The organism is Mesorhizobium sp. B2-2-3, assembly GCF_006442405.1.
Taxonomy (GTDB): domain Bacteria; phylum Pseudomonadota; class Alphaproteobacteria; order Rhizobiales; family Rhizobiaceae; genus Mesorhizobium.
In genome coordinates this window covers 249,697-264,966 of the sequence record NZ_VFWC01000009.1, presented here as the reverse complement: position 1 = coordinate 264,966, position 15,270 = coordinate 249,697, and the positions used below count along the sequence as shown (strand labels likewise).

The following is a 15,270-nucleotide window of genomic DNA, read 5'->3' as shown; positions in this document are numbered from 1 at the left end:
GCATAGAGCCAGTCATCCGGCGTCGTTCGTCCTCGAAGTGAAAAGCTGCCAGCCATGCTACCGAGCGCCGTGCCGGACCGGCAACAGCTTCAATCATCCTCGTCGTCGGCGTCGAGCAGGCGGGTGGCGCGCCAGCGGGTAAGTACGACATTGGTCTGCTCGATGACGAAGAAACGCGCCGAGTCGCGGTCATAACCTTCGGCGAGCAGCTTTTCGTAGTCGGTATGGGCGTGGCGGATATGGGCAACCGTCGCCAGCCACACGGCAATGGTCGGCGGCAAGGTCTTCATGTGGACGGAGCCGGCATCCGCTCGGATCTTCTCCATATCGGCATAGGGCGCCAGCGGCAGAAGCGCGGTCAACGCCTTGGCGACGGCGCGCCGACGGCCGGTCGGCGCCTTCATCATTCGTCGCGCCCTTCGATGGTCGCCTCGGCGAAGGCATCGGTCGATGCGAAATAGGGTTTTATGTCGACCACCGGGGTGCCGTCGAGCACGTCGATGGCGTCGATCTCGATGCGCCCGGTGGCGAGGTCGAGCGCAACCAGTTTCGCCACATGCAGGCCGATCGGGTTCGGTCGGGCAGGGGAGCGCAGGCCGAATACGCCTTTTGCTTCAGCCGCATGGCGCGGTTTCTGCACGATCAGAGTCCGCGGCGCGTGGTGGAGCCACGACAGGATGACGAGATGGCTGGTGCGCTCCAGCCCTTGCAGGCCGGCGCGGTAGGGCGGGTCGATCGTCAGTGCTGCCGGCTGCCCGGTCTCGCGCGCCGCGCGCATGTTCTTGGGGCAGGTTTCGCGCGTCGTCCATGGTGAGGCGATACGGCCGATGAAGACGACGCCGCCATCCGCCGGCATCAGCGCCGGATCGATCTCGAGCCTTTTTTCACCCTCCCGCACCTCAAACATCTCACGCCGCCCGGTCATTTTATCCATCTTTTTGTTGACGCATGTCTTGCCCTGAAACCGCTACACATTTTTAGGCGCGACATGCACCGAGAAATCACGCCTGCGGCATTTTCTTGTCCGGAAGCGACATAGCGCTTGCAAGGCTGTGAAAATCGACATAAACATATGTTTATATCTTTTTCAAAGAGAATACGCTGATGCATGTCGCGCTCGACACCATGGTGGACACATTGAAGGCGGCGGCCGAATCGAGCCGCTTGCGCATACTGGCGCTGCTGTCGCGCGGTGATCTCACCGTGTCCGATCTTACCGAGATTCTCGGCCAGTCGCAGCCGCGCGTGTCGCGGCACCTGAAGCTGCTCCTGGAGGCCGGGCTGATCGGCCGTTACCAGGAGGGGTCGTGGGCTTTCTTCCGGCTGTCGGATACGGATTCCGCGCGCGACTTCGTGCTGCGGCTGGTCGCCGGCATTCGCGGCGCCGATCCGCAGGTCGAGCGCGATCTCGAGCGGCTGGCCTCGGTCAAGCGCAAGCGGCAGGACCGCGCGGCGGAGTATTTTTCGCAGAACGCGGCAAGCTGGGACCATATCCGCTCCCTGCACGTGCCTGACCGTGCGGTCGAGGCAGCCCTCATGAAGCTCGTCGGCAAGCGGCCGTTCCAGTCGATGCTCGATCTCGGCACCGGCACCGGACGCCTCTTGGAGATATTCTCGCCGCTCTACCGGCGCGGCATCGGCATCGACATGTCGCGCGAGATGCTGACCGTCGCGCGCGCCAACCTCGACAAGGCCGGCGTCTCCAATGCTCAGGTGCGGCAGGGCGACATCTTCTCGCCGCCGGTCGAGCGCGACGCCTTCGATCTCGTCACCATCCATCAGGTGCTGCATTATCTCGATGATCCTGCGCGCGCCATCCATGAGGCGGCGCGGCTGCTGCGCCCTTCCGGACGGCTGGTGATCGTCGATTTCGCGCCGCATACCCTGGAATTCCTGCGCGACGAGCACGCGCATATGCGCCTCGGCTTTTCCGACCGGCAGATCGGCGAGTGGTTCTCCGAAGCGGGCCTTGATCTCGAAGATGCCCAGGAGTTCGAGCCGCGCGGCGGCACCGAGGCCAGGCTCACGGTCAAGCTCTGGCTTGGCCGCGACCGGCGCCTGCTGATCGCCGATCCTGCCAATGACAGCCAGCAGACCAAAGTGAGTTCGATAGGGGAAATCGCCTGATGAACCAGTTCCGCTTTTCCCGCCGCCCCGACATTGGCGACAAGGTCAGGGTTTCCTTCGAATTCTTCCCGCCAAAGTCGGACGAGATGGAAGCGAGGCTGTGGGACACGGTCACCCGACTGGAACCGCTGAAGCCGAAATTCGTCTCGGTGACCTATGGCGCCGGCGGTTCGACTCGGGAGCGCACGGCACGCACCGTAGGCCGCATCCTGAAGGAGACCAGCCTGACGCCGGCAGCGCACATGACCTGCGTCGACGCCCCGCGCCCTCAGGTCGATGCGGTGATCCAGGAATTCGCCGACATGGGTGTGAAGCGGTTCGTCGCCCTGCGCGGTGATCCGGCCGCGGGCGTCGGCACCGCCTATCGTCCGCACCCGGACGGCTATGCCAATGGCGCCGAGCTGGTCGGTGCGCTGAAGAGCGCCGGCGATTTCGACATCTCGGTCTCGGCCTATCCGGAAAAGCATCCGGAAAGCCCCGACTTCGCCACCGACATCGACATGCTGAAGCGCAAGGTCGATAATGGCGCGACGCGGGCGATCACCCAGTTCTTCTTCGACAACGATCTCTACGAGCGCTATGTCGAGCGCGCGCGTCGAGCCGGCATCTACATTCCGATCGTGCCGGGCATCCTGCCGGTGCACAATTTCACCCAGGTCGCCAATTTCTCGGCACGTTGCGGCGCGCTGGTGCCGGCATGGCTGGCCGAACGTTTCGACGGCCTGCAGAATGATCCGCAGACGCATGCGTTGGTCGCGTCGGCGGTGGCGGCCGAGCAGGTGCTGGACCTGGTCGAGCGGGGCGTGGGCGATTTCCACTTCTATACGATGAACCGGGCCGACCTCGTCTTTGCCGTCTGCCACATGATCGGCATCCGCTCGCATGAGGCGGAAGTGGCTGGCTCCGCAGCCGCCTGAACCGGGCTTGAGTTGCAGAAAGGCCGGGTAAAAACCCGGCCTTTCAAACTGGTTGATTATTGGGTGCTGGTCTTCCCCGTTTTTGGCGGGTTCAGGGAAGAACGCCTATAATGAGGGCGCCGATGAATGCAAACGCAGCACAGATCATCAATGCGTTGATTGGCCTCGTAAGTCCCATGACATAGCCTCCTCTTAAAGAGCTATGGCCGGAGTCTAGGGTCATTTGTGCCACAGGCAAGCGGAAAATGTGCTGCATTGCGACGCGATTGTGGAGCTTGCGACCTCGTTTTCGCCGTTAGGCGTTGAAACTTCTAGGCAAAAACCAGATACGAACCTGTGAATAAATTATGGCGGCTTCGTGTCGTTGGCATGTCATGGCAGCGCTACCCTGCGGATGAACAGGCGCCCGTCTATGGTCACCAGGCCGAGACCGATCAGCATCATGCCGCCGATTTCGAACAATTCCAGCCGCTCGCCGAGGAACAGGAAACCGAGCAGCATGGCACTCACCGGCACGATCAGCGTCACCAGGGAGGCGTTGGTGGCGCCGGCCGAGGCGACGAGGTTGAAATAGAGGATATAGGCGAAGGCGGTGGACAGCAGCGCCAGCGCCAGCACCGCCGCCCAGACCGGCGGCGAGGCCGAGAACAGGCCCGCGGGACCGTGCGCAAGCAGCACCACCGGGATCATGATGATGGTCGAGGCGGTCAGCTGCCCGGTGGCAATGACCGGCGAGGGCACGCCCTTGAAGCGACGGGCGACCATCAGTGCGACGCCGTAGGACAACGATGCTCCGATCAGCGCGAATTTGGCCCAGACCGGGCCGCCGAGGCCGGCAACCAGGCCGGGGCCGATCATCACAGCCGTGCCGGCGACGCCAAGCGCAATGCCGGCCAGCTTGTTCCAGGAGAGCTTCTCGTCCGATGTCAGGGCGTTGGCGAGGATCAGCGTCCAGAACGGCGTGGTCGCATTGAGCACCGAGGCGACGCCGGCGCCAAGCTCGGTTTGGCCGGCGAAGATCAGCGAAAAAGGCACGACGTTGTTGGTGAAGGCCAGCAGGAAGAACAGTCCTGCATGAGGAAGGGCAAGGCGGAAGGATGGGCCGCGCAGGAAGAGATAGAGCTGTAAAGCGAGTGCCGCGATGGCGACGCGAAACAATACCAGCACCAGCGGGTGAAGCTCCGCCACGGCAATGCGGGCGAAGAGAAAGGAGCCGCCCCAGATCGCGCCGAGCAGCAGAAGCTGCGCCCAGTCCTTGAGCGCCATCGGTCCGCGCGGTGCTGATGTCGCGGCTATTGCCATGTGATGCGTCCTCCCCGGACGGCCGAATGCAGGCAGCCAGACAGAGGCCATATCGGGTTCGCAGGCAAGAACCACCCGAAACCTGCCCGATGGCCTGTCTCCCCTGACAAGCCTAGCGCCCTGCCGCCAGGCGCAAGAGACACAGAATTGTTTTCATTGGCCGCTAGCTTGGATTAATTGTGCGCAGGCTAGGTCAAGGATTCGTCCATGCAGCGATTCGAGAATGCCCGCGAGGCGGCACTGGCGCTTCGCCCGGACGATCCGGTCTACTGCTTCCGCCCGCAGGTGCTGAAGGCCGATGCCTTGCAGTTCATGGGCATGTTCCCCGGCAAGACGGCCTATGCGGTCAAGACCAATGGCGAGCAGATCGTGCTGAAGACGCTGGTCGAGGCCGGCGTCTCCGCCTTCGACGTGGCCTCGCCCGGCGAGTTCGCCGCCGTGCGCGCGGTCTCGGCCGATGCCGAGATGCTCTACATGCATCCCGTCAAGGCGCAGTCGGACATCAAGCTGGCGCTGGAGAAATACGGCATCCGCGTCATTGCGCTCGACCACGAAGACGAGATCACCAAACTGACGCGGGTGGTCAGGGCACTCGACATTGACCCGGGCGCAATCAGCGTGTTCGTTCGAGTGCAGACCAAGGGCCATGCGGCTTACGAGCTGTCGAAGAAGTTCGGCGCCGGGCCGGCCTATGCGGTCGAGCTCGCCGAGCGGCTGAACCGTACCGGCTACAAGGTCGGCCTGTGCTTCCATGTCGGCAGCCAGATCGAGGACCCCGACACCTACGAAAGGGCATTGGCTTCCGCCGATTGGGTGCGCAACCGGCTGACCTTCGACCTGGCCGGTCTCGATGTCGGCGGCGGTTTTCCGGCCGAATACGGGCATGATCCCAACCGCAAGCAAGTCGCGATGCCGTCGCTCGGCCAGATCATGTCGCGGCTTTCTGGAGACCTCAAGGAATACCAGTTCGACCAGATGCCGCTGGTGGCCGAGCCCGGCCGGGTGATCGTGGCGCGCTGCCTGTCGCTGATCGTGCGGGTGCTTTTGCGCAAGGGCAAGCGGCTCTACATCAATGACGGCATCTGGGCGTCGCTGTCGGATTCATGGACCGGCAAGATCACGCTGCCGGCGCGCTTCATTCCCGATCCGGCGATCCGCACGCGCAATGGCGACGAGAAAACCATCGTGCCGTTCAAGGTCTGCGGCGCGACCTGCGATTCCGTCGACATATTGTCGCGGCCGTTCTGGCTGCCGGAAACCGTCGACACCGGCGACTGGATCGAGATCGGCCATATCGGCGCCTATTCGCTGTCGCTGAGGACCCGTTTCAACGGCTTCTATCCCGACACTTTCGTCGAGGTGGCGACGTCCTTCGACGAGGGCGACGCGCCGGTGGGATTGGCGAGTCTGGAGACGATGGCGGATTAAGTAGGGAGTAGGAAGTAGGAAGTAGGAAGTAGGAAGTAGGGAAATGGCCTCCGTCACTACTTACTACTTACTACTTACTACTTACTACTTACTACTCACAGCTTCGCTAAAAGCTCCGGCGTCGGCCAGCCGTCCACGGGCAGTCCCAGCCGCGTCTGCTCCTTGCGGATCGCTTCGCGGGTGTTGGTGCCCAAGATCCCGTCGACCGTGCCAACATCATAGCCCTTGGCCTCCAGTTTGGTCTGCAAAGCCTTCATCTGCTCGTTGTTGAGGCCTGGTTCAGGATTGCGCGGGTCGATCGGTGGCGCGCCGGCAAGCCGCGCGGCAAGATTGGCCGCGGTCAGCGCGTAGGTGAAGGACTGGTTCCATTCGAGATAGACGTCGAAATTTTCGTAAGTGAGGAAGGCCGGCCCCTTGCGGCCCATGGGCAGCGCCAGCCCGGCCTTCAGGCCCTTGTCGACCAGCGGCGAGCCGTCGGGATTGGTAACACCCCACTGCGTCCACTGTGTCAGCGGCAATTTGTTTGTGCGCCCGGTCTGTTCCCATGGCATCTCGTCGGGCACGCGCACTTCCTGGATCCAGGGCTCGTCGCGCTTCCAGCCGCGCGACAGCACCTTGTTGGCCGTGGTCATAATCACGTCCGGCACGCTGCCCCGCAGGTCGATCTTGCCGTCACCGTCGCCATCGACGCCGCGGGCAAGATAATCCGAAGGCAGGATCTGCGTCTGGCCGATCTCGCCAGCCCAGGCGCCGTTGACGTCGGCCGGCAGCACGCCATGGTCGATCAATTCCAGTAACGGCACCAGCTGCTGCCGGAACAGCTGCGGGCGGCGGCAATCATGGGAAAGCGTCACCAGCGCGCTGAGCGTATGGAAATCGCCCTGCACGGCGCCGAAATCGGTCTCCAGCGCCCAGAAAGCGGTGATGACCGGCGCCTGGACGCCGAACTGCTGGTCGGCGCGGGCGAAGATATCGGCATATTTCTTCATGTTCGCCGCGCCCTGCTTCAGCCGGTAGGCCGAGATCATCCGGTTGGAGAACTCGATGAAGGTCTGGGTGAAGACGCCCTGCGCACGGTCGCGCGCCAGGGCCCTCTCGTCGAAGCTGGCATCCTCGAGCGCTTCGAGGCCGACAGGGCCGACACCCGCCGCCTTGGCTTCCGCTGCCACGCCCTGCTTCCAGGTTTCGAAGTCGCCGCCACATTCCTGCGCCATTGCCGGCAAGGCCGTGGCGCACAGGAACAGCACCGCGAGGGCTTGGGGACGCAGTCGCATAGACTTCCTTTCGACATTCAGGATTCCCGGGCGGCCTTGCTGTCCATCTGGATGCGCGTCGCCCCGGAATACCGGCGGTTGCACTCTTGGCCGCCGGCCGTGTCGAAAGCAGGCGGCAGGCCCGGTGTCAACGGGTGTTCTGCAGCAACCCTTCCTCCGGGCGGCTTGGCACCCGTTGACACGGTGTCAACGGGTGTTCTGCCTCAACCATTTGTCCCAGGCGGCTTGGCTGCCGTTGAAGACGTTTATATCGGACTTGCCGATCATGCCGGGAACGATGCCGGTTCCCGTATACTGCCAGAAGGTGAAGGGGTGGCTGCCATATTTCTGACGCGGGTGGCCGGCGACGGAGCGTAGCCAGTAGGGATAACCGCGGAAGGTCGACAGCTCGTTGTCTTCAAAGAAGTCTACCGACGTGTAGATGATCGGCTTCTTGCCGTAATGCCGCTCGACGATTTCGAGGAAGGTGGTCATCTCCGCGCGCACGGTGGCCGGGTCGGGGCGCAGCCTGCAGGTCGGCGATTTCGGGTTCCATTCCATGTCCAGCACCGGCGGCATGGCCGAACGGTCGACGGGGACGTTGCGGATGAACCAGCGCGCCTGTACCGCCGCCGGAGTGCAGAAATAGAAGAAATGATAGGCGGCACGAGGAACGCCGGCGGCTTTGGTGCGCGCCCAATGCTCGTTGAAATAATCATCGAAACGGTCGCCGCCCTCCGTCGCCTTGATGAAAGCGAAGGAAATACCGCTGGCCTTGGCGGTCGGCCAGTCGACCGAGGTCTGGTATTTTGAGACGTCGGTGCCGTGAACTGCGTAATTCCAGGGCGCGCCGCTGTCCCATTCATGCGGCTTGGAATCGGCGAAGCGGGGCGCGCGCACCGCAACCGAAGGGGTGCTGGATGGCGACAGTGGCGACAGATCCTCCACGGTCGAGCATGCGCCGAGCAGCGTCAGCATGAAAAGGGCCGCAAGACGGCGCATCACAACTCCCGAGCCGGTTGCAGCCGGTCGCTGATGGGTCTGTGCACTGATGGCCGGCGCTTGGTCTGGCCCCCGCCGGACGATCGCCCCACAGCATCGCCCGGTATATCGCGAAAACGCGCATTTTTTCGGCGCGCTTTGATTTTGTTTCCTGCCGTCATCCCAAAAACGCGGCGCGCTTTTGGGTGACATGCACCTGTGATCGCCGATCATGGTTGATATCTGGTTGACGGCGCTCGACAAGGCCCATGATTTTGCGGAAGCAATGGCGGCAAATCGATGACATGGATCGAGCCTGAATTCGGGGGCGGGAAAGATGCGGATCATTGCCAAGATCGTCAAACGGCTGCTCGGCCTGGTGGTGCTGGCGGTCGTGGCGCTGTTTGGGTGGCTCTATTTCGCGCCGCCCGAACTGATCCGGGTCGGCTCGGGCTATTCGGCAAAGATCGTCTGCTCGAACGTTTTCGTCGCCGGGCGCGATGCCAACGAGGTGCTTGCCGTCGATGTGCAGGCGCCCGGTCATCCCTTGCTCAAACTGATGCGGGTCTCGGTCGACAAGAACCGGGGCACAGTTTCCGCCGGCCTGCTTGGCTTCCTCGGCAAGAGCATCGCGGTTTCTCGCGACGGGCTGGGCTGCGCCTCGGTTCCGGATGGCGATGTCGGCAAGGCGCGGCGCACGGCGATCCATGTCGAACCCTCGGCGGCAAGACAGGATGCGCTGTGGCCGGAAGGCGAGCGGGTCGAAGCCTCGCAGAACTCGGAGGTGGCGAAGATCGTCGACGATGCCGCCATGACCGGCGCCGGCATGCGCGCCGTGGTGGTGGTCAAGAACGGCCGCGTCATGGCGGAACGCTATGGCGAGGGCTTTTCCGCCCGAACGCCGTTGCTCGGCTGGTCGATGACCAAGACGGTCAATGCCGCCATAGTCGGCACGCTGGTCAAGAACGGCAAGATGGCGATGACCAACCAGGGCCTTTTCGCGCCGTGGAAGGCCGATGGTCGCGCCGCGATCAGCCTTGCCGACATGATGGCGATGTCGAGCGGGCTGGAATTCAACGAAGACTATGGCGACGTCGCCGACGTGACGCGCATGCTCTATCTCGAACCCGACATGGCGGGCTTTGCCGAAGCCAAGCCGCTCACGGGCGAGGTGGGCAAGGTGTTCTCCTATTCGAGCGGAACGGCGGTGATGCTGTCGCGGCTCTGGCAGGATGCGGTCGGCGACAAGGCCAAGGCGTTGACGTGGCCGCGCACCGCGCTGTTCGAGCCGCTGGGCATGCACAGCGCCGTGCTCGAGACCGACGAACAGGGCACGTTCGTCGGCTCATCCTATCTCTACGCCACCGCCCATGACTGGGCCCGCTTCGGCCAGTTCCTGCTGCAGGGCGGGGTCTGGAACGGCAACCAGATACTGCCGGCCGGTTTCGTCGACTGGATGCGCGAACCTGCGTCGGCCTCGAAAGTCTACAGCAAGGGGCAATTGTGGATCGAGGCGCCGGGCGACGAGGAAAACCCCGGTGCCGGCGTGGCGGCGGGCCTGCCCAAGGACACCTATTGGATGGAGGGGCATGATGGGCAGACCGTCGCCATCATTCCATCCGAGCAATTAGTGGTGGTGCGGCTCGGCCTGACGCCGGCCAAGCTGGGCTACAGGCCGCAGACCATGGTCGGGGCATTGGTGAAGGCGCTGCGCTAGCCAATCAGCTGCTCGGCCGGACCACCGCCAGCCAGGCGTAGCCGCGATAAAGTGTGCGGAAACGGAAGGTTGCGCCGATTTTTCGCGATTCCGATTCCAGCACCTCGCGCAACATTTCACGGGGCGTGACGTGGAATTTTCTGAGCCAGCCGCGAAGCAGGGTCCGAAACCAGTCCGGCAGGCCTTCCTGCTGGCCGAAGTCGACGATGTGCAGGGAACCGCCCGGAGCGAGCGTTGCCAGCGCGGCGGAGACCGTCTTTTCCCAGCCTGGGATCATCGACAATGAATAGGACACGAAGACACGGTCGAAGCTGTCGCGGCCGAACAGCGCCTTTGCCTCGAACTCCGTGGCGTCGCCCCTTGCCAGCATGACGCGATCGGACAGGCCTTCGCGGGCAATCGCGGTGCCCGCGGTCTCCAGCATCTCTGCCGAAATGTCGAGGCCATAGAAGCGCGCGCCGGGAAAGCTGCGGGCGGCGAGGATGATGTTTCGCCCGGTGCCGCAGCCGAGCTCCAGCACCGTGCCGCCCGGCGGAACGTCCAGCCCTGATATCAGCCGGTCGCGGCCGAGCAGATAATATTTGCGGGTCAGGTCGTAGATGTGACGCTGCCAGCGGTAGACACCGTCCATCAGTTCGGCGTGATTGGCCGGCAGCTCGGTAGTGCTCATGAGGCGCGCTTCACGTAGAGATGAAAGCCGCCATAGATTGCCGAGCGGTCGCGGGTGGAGAATTCGCGCGAGGCATCGCTCTCGTAGCTCCACTGGTCGAGCAGGGAAGCGGAGACGCGGCCCGGCAGCAGACTTGGCTCGGCCGCAGTGCGGAAGATGACACGCGCGCCGGCGGAGGCGGTGCGGGTGATTTCCGACCACAGCGCATTGAGCTGGTCGTCGGTCATCCAGTCCTGCGCGTCGAGCAGGATGAAACGGTCGACGGAACCCGCGTCCTTGCCTGCCAGGAATTCGATCAGATTGGCATGATGAATGGCGACGCGGTCTACATTGCCGCGAATGGCCTCATAGTTCTGCCTTTCAAGATAGGCGGGCAGGGCGGCTTCGCCGGGTTGGGGGTAGCGCCTGGCAAAGGCTTGCCAAGCGAAATAGTTGTTTTTCAATGGAAAATCGCAGGCGAGCTTTTCCAGCCGGGCTTTCAGCACACTGGCCATGGTGCCGTCGCCGGACGTGATGAGAGAGTCATATTGCGCCGGCGGGATGCCGAGGCCGAACAGCGAGGCCTTGCGCGAGGTCGCCCATTTCAAAAGCGGCTTTTCGAACACCGGGGCCAGCTCCTGGTGGAAGAAGCGGCGCTGCTCGCCAATGTTCCTGGCCTGCATGATGCCGGCGGGGTCGACGCCGAAGAATTTAGCCGTACGGTGGCCCATGGCGATGAACAGGCCAAGCAGGCCGGTCTGGTAGAAATTGCGGTCGAAGACGGCGATGCGCCTGATGCCGCGCCAGTTGCGGCGCTCCCAATAGTGGCGGCTGACCGGATCGAGATGCGGCGCGATGAAGCGGTCGTAAGCCTGAGAATTGTGGTCGTTGCCGGCGGCACCGAAGAAGCGAAACAGGTCGCCCTGCGAAGGCAGGTGGCGCACCGCCTCCAGCTTCATGCGGTTCAGGGCTATGTGAGCGGCATTGAGATCGACGGCGTCGATCCTGGCCGGCGACCGGGTGAGATAGGCCAGGATATTGCAACCGCCGGAGGCAATAGTGACGACGCGGTGGCCTTCGCCAAGCTGCATTGCGTCCATGTCGACATCGGGATCTTCCCAGATCTGCGGATAGACCAGGCCCGAAAACAGGAAGGCGAACAGCCGTTCGGAAATTCCTGCCTTCGACAGGGGGCGGTTCTGGTAGACGGCTTTTCCAACTTCCTTGCCACGGCGAAAGATCAGATCTGCGGAAACGTCCGTCATGGCAAGGTGATTCCCCATTTGCTTTGCCGCAAGCGGGTAACGCCCGGCTATGACAGGTGGATGACAGCGATCCGCACAGGGGAGCGCAAAGCTGTTTCACCCCCGGGGAGGCGCAAGGGGAGGATGCGAGCGATGTTACATGCGGAAACGCATCGTTACGAAACCCATGGCTGAGTGATGCATTTCCTTCTCGACCGTTCACTGCAACGTGAGCGTGTGTTGAAGGAGAGATATCATGAAAAAACTCATTCTTGCGTCGGTGTCCGCGCTTGCGCTGCTCGGCGTCGCTGCATGCAGCGACAGCGGCACGGGGACGGATAACACCACCACCCAGAGCACCAATCCGCCGGCCGAGCAGCCAATGAAACCTGCGGCGCCCGCGGATAATTCGACCAAGCCTGCCGAGCCGGCTCCGGCAACGCCCGCTCCTGCGCCCGCGCAGTAGTACATTAGTACCTGTGTTCTGGCGAAGGGCCGGCGTCTTGCCGGCCCTTCGCCCAGGCGGGTAGTGGTTCCGACACGAGATCGATTGTCGTCGGAGGTATGATGCCGGCCGTTATTGGCTTGATAGCGGGGACCGGTTGGCTCTAAGAAGCGGCCATGTCGATTTGGGACCGCCTCGGCGACTTCATCACGCGGATTTCGTCCTCAGCCTCGTCGGGCGTCGCCGACGTGGTCGAGGCTGTACGCACCGTTTTTTCCGGCGATGCGGATTTGCGCCGTCGCGTCGCTTTCTCGGTGGCGATGATTGCGCTCTCGGCCAAGATGGCCAAGGCCGACGGGGTCGTCACCCAGGATGAGATACGCGCCTTCCAGGAAATATTCGAGGTGCCGCCAAAGGAGACGCGCAACGTGGCGCGGCTCTATGATCTGGCCAAACGTGACGTTGCCGGCTTCGAGACCTATGCCGAGCGCATGGCGCAGCTTTGTGGCTCCGGCCATTCGAACTGCATGATGCTGGAGGATATACTCGATGGCCTGTTCCACATCGCCAAGGCCGACGGGCTGATCCATGAGCGTGAAGGCCAGTTCCTGCACCGCATCGCCGAAATCTTCCGCATAGACGAGGTGCACTACGAGGCGATCCTTGCCAGGCACGTCAATCTTGGTGCGGCCGATCCCTATGTCGTGCTCGGCATCGAGCGCGGCAAGCCGTTCGAGGAGGTCAGGAAACGCTACCGCAAGCTGGTTTCCGACAATCATCCGGACCGGCTGATCGCGCGTGGCCTGCCGCAGGAATTCATCAAGATCGCGACGACGAGGCTCGCGGCGATCAACACCGCCTATGAGATGATCGAGCGGGGCCTGCGGCACGCATGAGCGGCTTCCTGCCCGACGAGCCGAGCGCCGAGGTCAGGGTATCGCCGAATTTCGGGCCACGGCGCGAGACGCTGAAGCCCGACATGATCGTGCTGCACTATACCGGCATGCCGACAGGCGCCGGGGCCGAGGCGTGGCTGTGCGACCCGGCCAGCGAAGTCTCCTCGCACTATCTGGTGCATGAGAACGGCCATATCGTGCAGATGGTCCGGGAAAGCGACCGCGCCTGGCACGCTGGGAAGAGTTCGTGGTTCGGACGCACCGACATCAACTCCTGTTCCGTCGGCATCGAGATCGTCAACCCGGGGCATTCATTGGGTTATCCCGGTTTTCCCAAGCGACAGATCGATGCGGTGATCGGCTTGTGTGCCGGAATTGCCAGCCGGCATGCGATTGCCCCCCAGCGGGTGCTGGCGCACTCCGACGTGGCGCCGGGGCGCAAGATCGATCCGGGCGAGAAGTTTCCCTGGCGGGCCCTGTTCGAGGCCGGCGTCGGCCACTTGGTGGCGGCGGCACCGATCAGGCGCGGCGCCGTGCTGAAGACCGGCGACGCTGGCGCCGATGTCGAGGCGCTGCAATCGATGCTGGCGCTCTACGGCTATGGGGTCGAAATATCGGGTGTTTTCGACCAGCAGACGCGGGTCGTGGTCGAGGCTTTCCAGCGTCATTTCCGGCCACGCCGGATCGATGGAGTGGCGGACGGATCGACGATACGCACGCTTCAACGGCTGCTCGCTTCCCCCGGAACTTGACCTTAGGTCAGGATGCCGTCCAAGTAATGTTTTCCGACATTAGGTTACAAACTGTCACTTAAAGTGAATTGCCCCGCCTTCATTGCGCGCAATTCGGGCCTCAAAGGGCAATCCGTACAGTTTGTCGGGCGTCTAACCCCCGGATGATCCGACATTAATCAAGCAATGCCGCGCGGAGATCTTCGCGCGTTCAGACAGAACAGGATCACATGCAGAAATTGACCGTTGTAACGGCAGCTCTTGCTGCCGGCGTAATGACTTTTGCCTTCGGGGCGGCGAGCGCCGCGCCGCTGAGCCCACGGGCCGATCAGGGGCTCGTCGCAGCGACCGCCAAGGGCAAGGCCATTTCGGCCAAAAGCAGCAAGGACGTGAAGGCGGCGAAGCGGTCTTCCGCGAAAGTGGAGAAGGCGAGCTGGACCAAGGCCAAGAAGCCGAGCACGAGACAGAAGACCAGACGAGGCCGCAAGGCCGTCGACAAAACGACGACGGCATCGATCGGGATCAAGGACGCAGCAGCCTCGACGGCAGCGGTGGCCAGTGGCGATCAGTATTCGGCCATCGTGGCGCGCTATGCCGCGAGCTATGGCGTGCCGGCGTCGCTCGCTCATGCCGTTATCAAGATCGAGAGCAACTATCGGCCGAACCTCGTCGGCGGCGCCGGCGAAATCGGCTTGATGCAGATCAAGCCGGCGACGGCGCGGATGATGGGCTATAGCGGCTCGGCCAATGGGCTTTTCAATCCGGACACCAACATCAAATACGGCATGAAGTATCTTGCCATGGCGCGGGATCTCGGCGGCGGCACGACGTGCGGCACGATCCTGAAATACAATGCCGGCCACGGCGCCACCCGAATGAACCCGGTTTCGGCCGCCTATTGCAGCAAGGTCAAGGTGCAACTGGCGGCTGTCGGATCGCCGGCGTGACAAGAACCGGTCGTAACCGGCTTTTTTGGTTGCGTTTTGTGGCGTGAACCCCTTTATACGCCTGGCCAGCTGGCCGGGCGGCCGCACCAGCAAAAGCCGAAAGGCCGCGGGTGAGGAAAGTCCGGGCTCCATGGAGACACGGTGCCGGCTAATGGCCGGCGGGGGCGACCCCAGGGAAAGTGCCACAGAAAGCAAACCGCCACGACTTGGCTTTGCCGGGTCGGGGCAAGGGTGAAAGGGTGGAGTAAGAGCCCACCGCGCGACTGGCAACAGGAGCGGCACGGTAAACCCCACCGGGAGCAAGACCGAATAGGGGCGGTGCGAGGGGAAACCCTCGAGGGCTGTTTCCGGCTCACCGTCCGGGTAGGTTGCGTGAGGCGCATGGCAATATGCGCCCAAGATGAATGGCCGCCACGTTCTCGCGCCGCAAGGGGCGAGGGCCATACAGAACCCGGCTTACAGGCCAGCTGGCAGTTTTTCTCCGCGATATCGGCCTTTGCGATCAGCAGGTTGCGCCCTGGGGCGCGCCAGTTGATTCAACGGCTTTTTTGTCGCCTGCCAATCTGCATCCACGGCCGCAGGGGACTTTCTTGAATTCGGTACGATTAAATCGTACCATGCTTCAGCAAGTGG

15 protein-coding genes and 1 other RNA gene are annotated in these 15,270 nt (G+C 63.0%); 9 read left to right on the top strand and 7 right to left on the bottom strand.

All coding sequences use genetic code 11. From position 1 onward, the window contains the following. Positions 1–89: 89 nt before the first annotated feature. Both FJ951_RS18830 and tsaA read right to left on the bottom strand, forming a co-directional pair. Positions 90–404: a DUF2293 domain-containing protein gene (locus FJ951_RS18830; RefSeq protein WP_140495859.1), complete on the bottom strand. Its 315-nt coding sequence runs from the start codon at positions 402–404 to the stop codon at positions 90–92. Next, positions 404–925 (bottom strand): tRNA (N6-threonylcarbamoyladenosine(37)-N6)-methyltransferase TrmO, encoded by a 522-nt coding sequence (gene tsaA, locus FJ951_RS18825; protein WP_140516630.1) that lies wholly within the window; start codon positions 923–925, stop codon positions 404–406. The genes FJ951_RS18830 and tsaA overlap by 1 nt, the downstream gene beginning before the upstream one ends. A 179-nt stretch (positions 926–1,104) precedes the next feature. Between tsaA and FJ951_RS18820 the strand changes: the two genes are divergently transcribed. Together FJ951_RS18820 and metF are read left to right on the top strand one after the other, a co-directional pair. Further along, on the top strand, positions 1,105–2,127 hold the full coding sequence (locus FJ951_RS18820; protein WP_140495166.1) for a metalloregulator ArsR/SmtB family transcription factor: 1,023 nt from the start codon (positions 1,105–1,107) through the stop codon (positions 2,125–2,127). Beyond that, on the top strand, positions 2,127–3,044 hold the full coding sequence (gene metF, locus FJ951_RS18815; RefSeq protein ID WP_140495168.1) for a methylenetetrahydrofolate reductase [NAD(P)H]: 918 nt from the start codon (positions 2,127–2,129) through the stop codon (positions 3,042–3,044). Before FJ951_RS18820 ends, metF begins: the two co-directional genes overlap by 1 nt. A 372-nt stretch (positions 3,045–3,416) precedes the next feature. On the opposite strand, the gene FJ951_RS18810 is transcribed toward metF, so the two are convergent. Continuing rightward, complete coding sequence (locus tag FJ951_RS18810) at positions 3,417–4,346, bottom strand: DMT family transporter (RefSeq protein WP_140516628.1); 930 nt, start codon at positions 4,344–4,346, stop codon at positions 3,417–3,419. A 207-nt stretch (positions 4,347–4,553) separates the two neighbouring features. Here FJ951_RS18810 and FJ951_RS18805 point away from each other — a divergent pair, with 207 nt between their 5' ends. Continuing rightward, positions 4,554–5,774 (top strand): alanine racemase, encoded by a 1,221-nt coding sequence (locus FJ951_RS18805; RefSeq protein ID WP_140516626.1) that lies wholly within the window; start codon positions 4,554–4,556, stop codon positions 5,772–5,774. 95 nt (positions 5,775–5,869) lie between these two features. Here the strand turns inward: FJ951_RS18805 and FJ951_RS18800 are convergent, their stop codons facing one another. Then, positions 5,870–7,048, bottom strand: coding sequence for a lytic murein transglycosylase (locus FJ951_RS18800; protein WP_140516624.1), 1,179 nt, complete (start codon positions 7,046–7,048; stop codon positions 5,870–5,872). 186 nt (positions 7,049–7,234) lie between these two features. Further along, a complete protein-coding gene (locus FJ951_RS18795; protein ID WP_140516622.1) occupies positions 7,235–8,029 on the bottom strand; it encodes a GH25 family lysozyme in 795 nt (264 codons plus the stop codon). A 316-nt stretch (positions 8,030–8,345) separates the two neighbouring features. On the opposite strand from FJ951_RS18795, the gene FJ951_RS18790 reads away from it, so the two are divergent. Further along, the gene (locus FJ951_RS18790; protein WP_140516620.1) at positions 8,346–9,725 is read left to right on the top strand and encodes a serine hydrolase; all 1,380 of its coding nucleotides are present in this window, start codon (positions 8,346–8,348) and stop codon (positions 9,723–9,725) included. A 4-nt stretch (positions 9,726–9,729) separates the two neighbouring features. On the opposite strand, the gene FJ951_RS18785 is transcribed toward FJ951_RS18790, so the two are convergent. Further along, a complete protein-coding gene (locus tag FJ951_RS18785; RefSeq protein WP_140516618.1) occupies positions 9,730–10,395 on the bottom strand; it encodes a class I SAM-dependent methyltransferase in 666 nt (221 codons plus the stop codon). After that, a complete protein-coding gene (locus FJ951_RS18780) occupies positions 10,392–11,639 on the bottom strand; it encodes a DUF3419 family protein (protein WP_224518994.1) in 1,248 nt (415 codons plus the stop codon). The genes FJ951_RS18785 and FJ951_RS18780 overlap by 4 nt, the downstream gene beginning before the upstream one ends. Positions 11,640–11,874: 235 nt before the next feature. On the opposite strand from FJ951_RS18780, the gene FJ951_RS18775 reads away from it, so the two are divergent. The 5 genes from FJ951_RS18775 (at position 11,875) to rnpB (ending at position 15,112) form a co-directional block, all read left to right on the top strand. Next, positions 11,875–12,084 (top strand): hypothetical protein, encoded by a 210-nt coding sequence (locus FJ951_RS18775; protein ID WP_140495184.1) that lies wholly within the window; start codon positions 11,875–11,877, stop codon positions 12,082–12,084. A 155-nt stretch (positions 12,085–12,239) separates the two neighbouring features. Next, positions 12,240–12,959, top strand: coding sequence for a DnaJ family molecular chaperone (locus FJ951_RS18770; RefSeq protein WP_140495186.1), 720 nt, complete (start codon positions 12,240–12,242; stop codon positions 12,957–12,959). After that, a complete protein-coding gene (locus tag FJ951_RS18765) occupies positions 12,956–13,711 on the top strand; it encodes an N-acetylmuramoyl-L-alanine amidase (RefSeq protein WP_140516616.1) in 756 nt (251 codons plus the stop codon). The genes FJ951_RS18770 and FJ951_RS18765 overlap by 4 nt, the downstream gene beginning before the upstream one ends. A 209-nt stretch (positions 13,712–13,920) precedes the next feature. Then, positions 13,921–14,637 carry a transglycosylase SLT domain-containing protein gene (locus tag FJ951_RS18760; protein ID WP_140516614.1) on the top strand — a complete coding sequence of 239 codons (717 nt, stop codon included), beginning with the start codon at positions 13,921–13,923 and terminating at the stop codon, positions 14,635–14,637. Positions 14,638–14,702: 65 nt separating this feature from the next. Then, an RNA gene (rnpB, locus tag FJ951_RS18755) (RNase P RNA component class A) lies at positions 14,703–15,112 on the top strand. The last annotated feature ends 158 nt before the right edge of the window (positions 15,113–15,270 follow it).

Excerpts from the sequence above, each read along its gene's own strand:
- FJ951_RS18820 (WP_140495166.1), top strand. The coding sequence starts at position 1,105 with ATGCATGTCGCGCTCGACACCATGGTGGACACATTGAAGGCGGCGGCC.
- metF (WP_140495168.1), top strand. The coding sequence starts at position 2,127 with ATGAACCAGTTCCGCTTTTCCCGCCGCCCCGACATTGGCGACAAGGTC.
- FJ951_RS18760 (WP_140516614.1), top strand. The coding sequence starts at position 13,921 with ATGCAGAAATTGACCGTTGTAACGGCAGCTCTTGCTGCCGGCGTAATG.
- tsaA (WP_140516630.1), bottom strand. The coding sequence starts at position 925 with ATGACCGGGCGGCGTGAGATGTTTGAGGTGCGGGAGGGTGAAAAAAGG.
- FJ951_RS18810 (WP_140516628.1), bottom strand. The coding sequence starts at position 4,346 with ATGGCAATAGCCGCGACATCAGCACCGCGCGGACCGATGGCGCTCAAG.
- FJ951_RS18805 (WP_140516626.1), top strand. The coding sequence starts at position 4,554 with ATGCAGCGATTCGAGAATGCCCGCGAGGCGGCACTGGCGCTTCGCCCG.
- FJ951_RS18790 (WP_140516620.1), top strand. The coding sequence starts at position 8,346 with ATGCGGATCATTGCCAAGATCGTCAAACGGCTGCTCGGCCTGGTGGTG.
- FJ951_RS18780 (WP_224518994.1), bottom strand. The coding sequence starts at position 11,639 with ATGACGGACGTTTCCGCAGATCTGATCTTTCGCCGTGGCAAGGAAGTT.
- FJ951_RS18830 (WP_140495859.1), bottom strand. The coding sequence starts at position 404 with ATGAAGGCGCCGACCGGCCGTCGGCGCGCCGTCGCCAAGGCGTTGACC.
- FJ951_RS18765 (WP_140516616.1), top strand. The coding sequence starts at position 12,956 with ATGAGCGGCTTCCTGCCCGACGAGCCGAGCGCCGAGGTCAGGGTATCG.
- FJ951_RS18775 (WP_140495184.1), top strand. The coding sequence starts at position 11,875 with ATGAAAAAACTCATTCTTGCGTCGGTGTCCGCGCTTGCGCTGCTCGGC.
- FJ951_RS18785 (WP_140516618.1), bottom strand. The coding sequence starts at position 10,395 with ATGAGCACTACCGAGCTGCCGGCCAATCACGCCGAACTGATGGACGGT.
- FJ951_RS18770 (WP_140495186.1), top strand. The coding sequence starts at position 12,240 with ATGTCGATTTGGGACCGCCTCGGCGACTTCATCACGCGGATTTCGTCC.
- FJ951_RS18800 (WP_140516624.1), bottom strand. The coding sequence starts at position 7,048 with ATGCGACTGCGTCCCCAAGCCCTCGCGGTGCTGTTCCTGTGCGCCACG.
- FJ951_RS18795 (WP_140516622.1), bottom strand. The coding sequence starts at position 8,029 with ATGCGCCGTCTTGCGGCCCTTTTCATGCTGACGCTGCTCGGCGCATGC.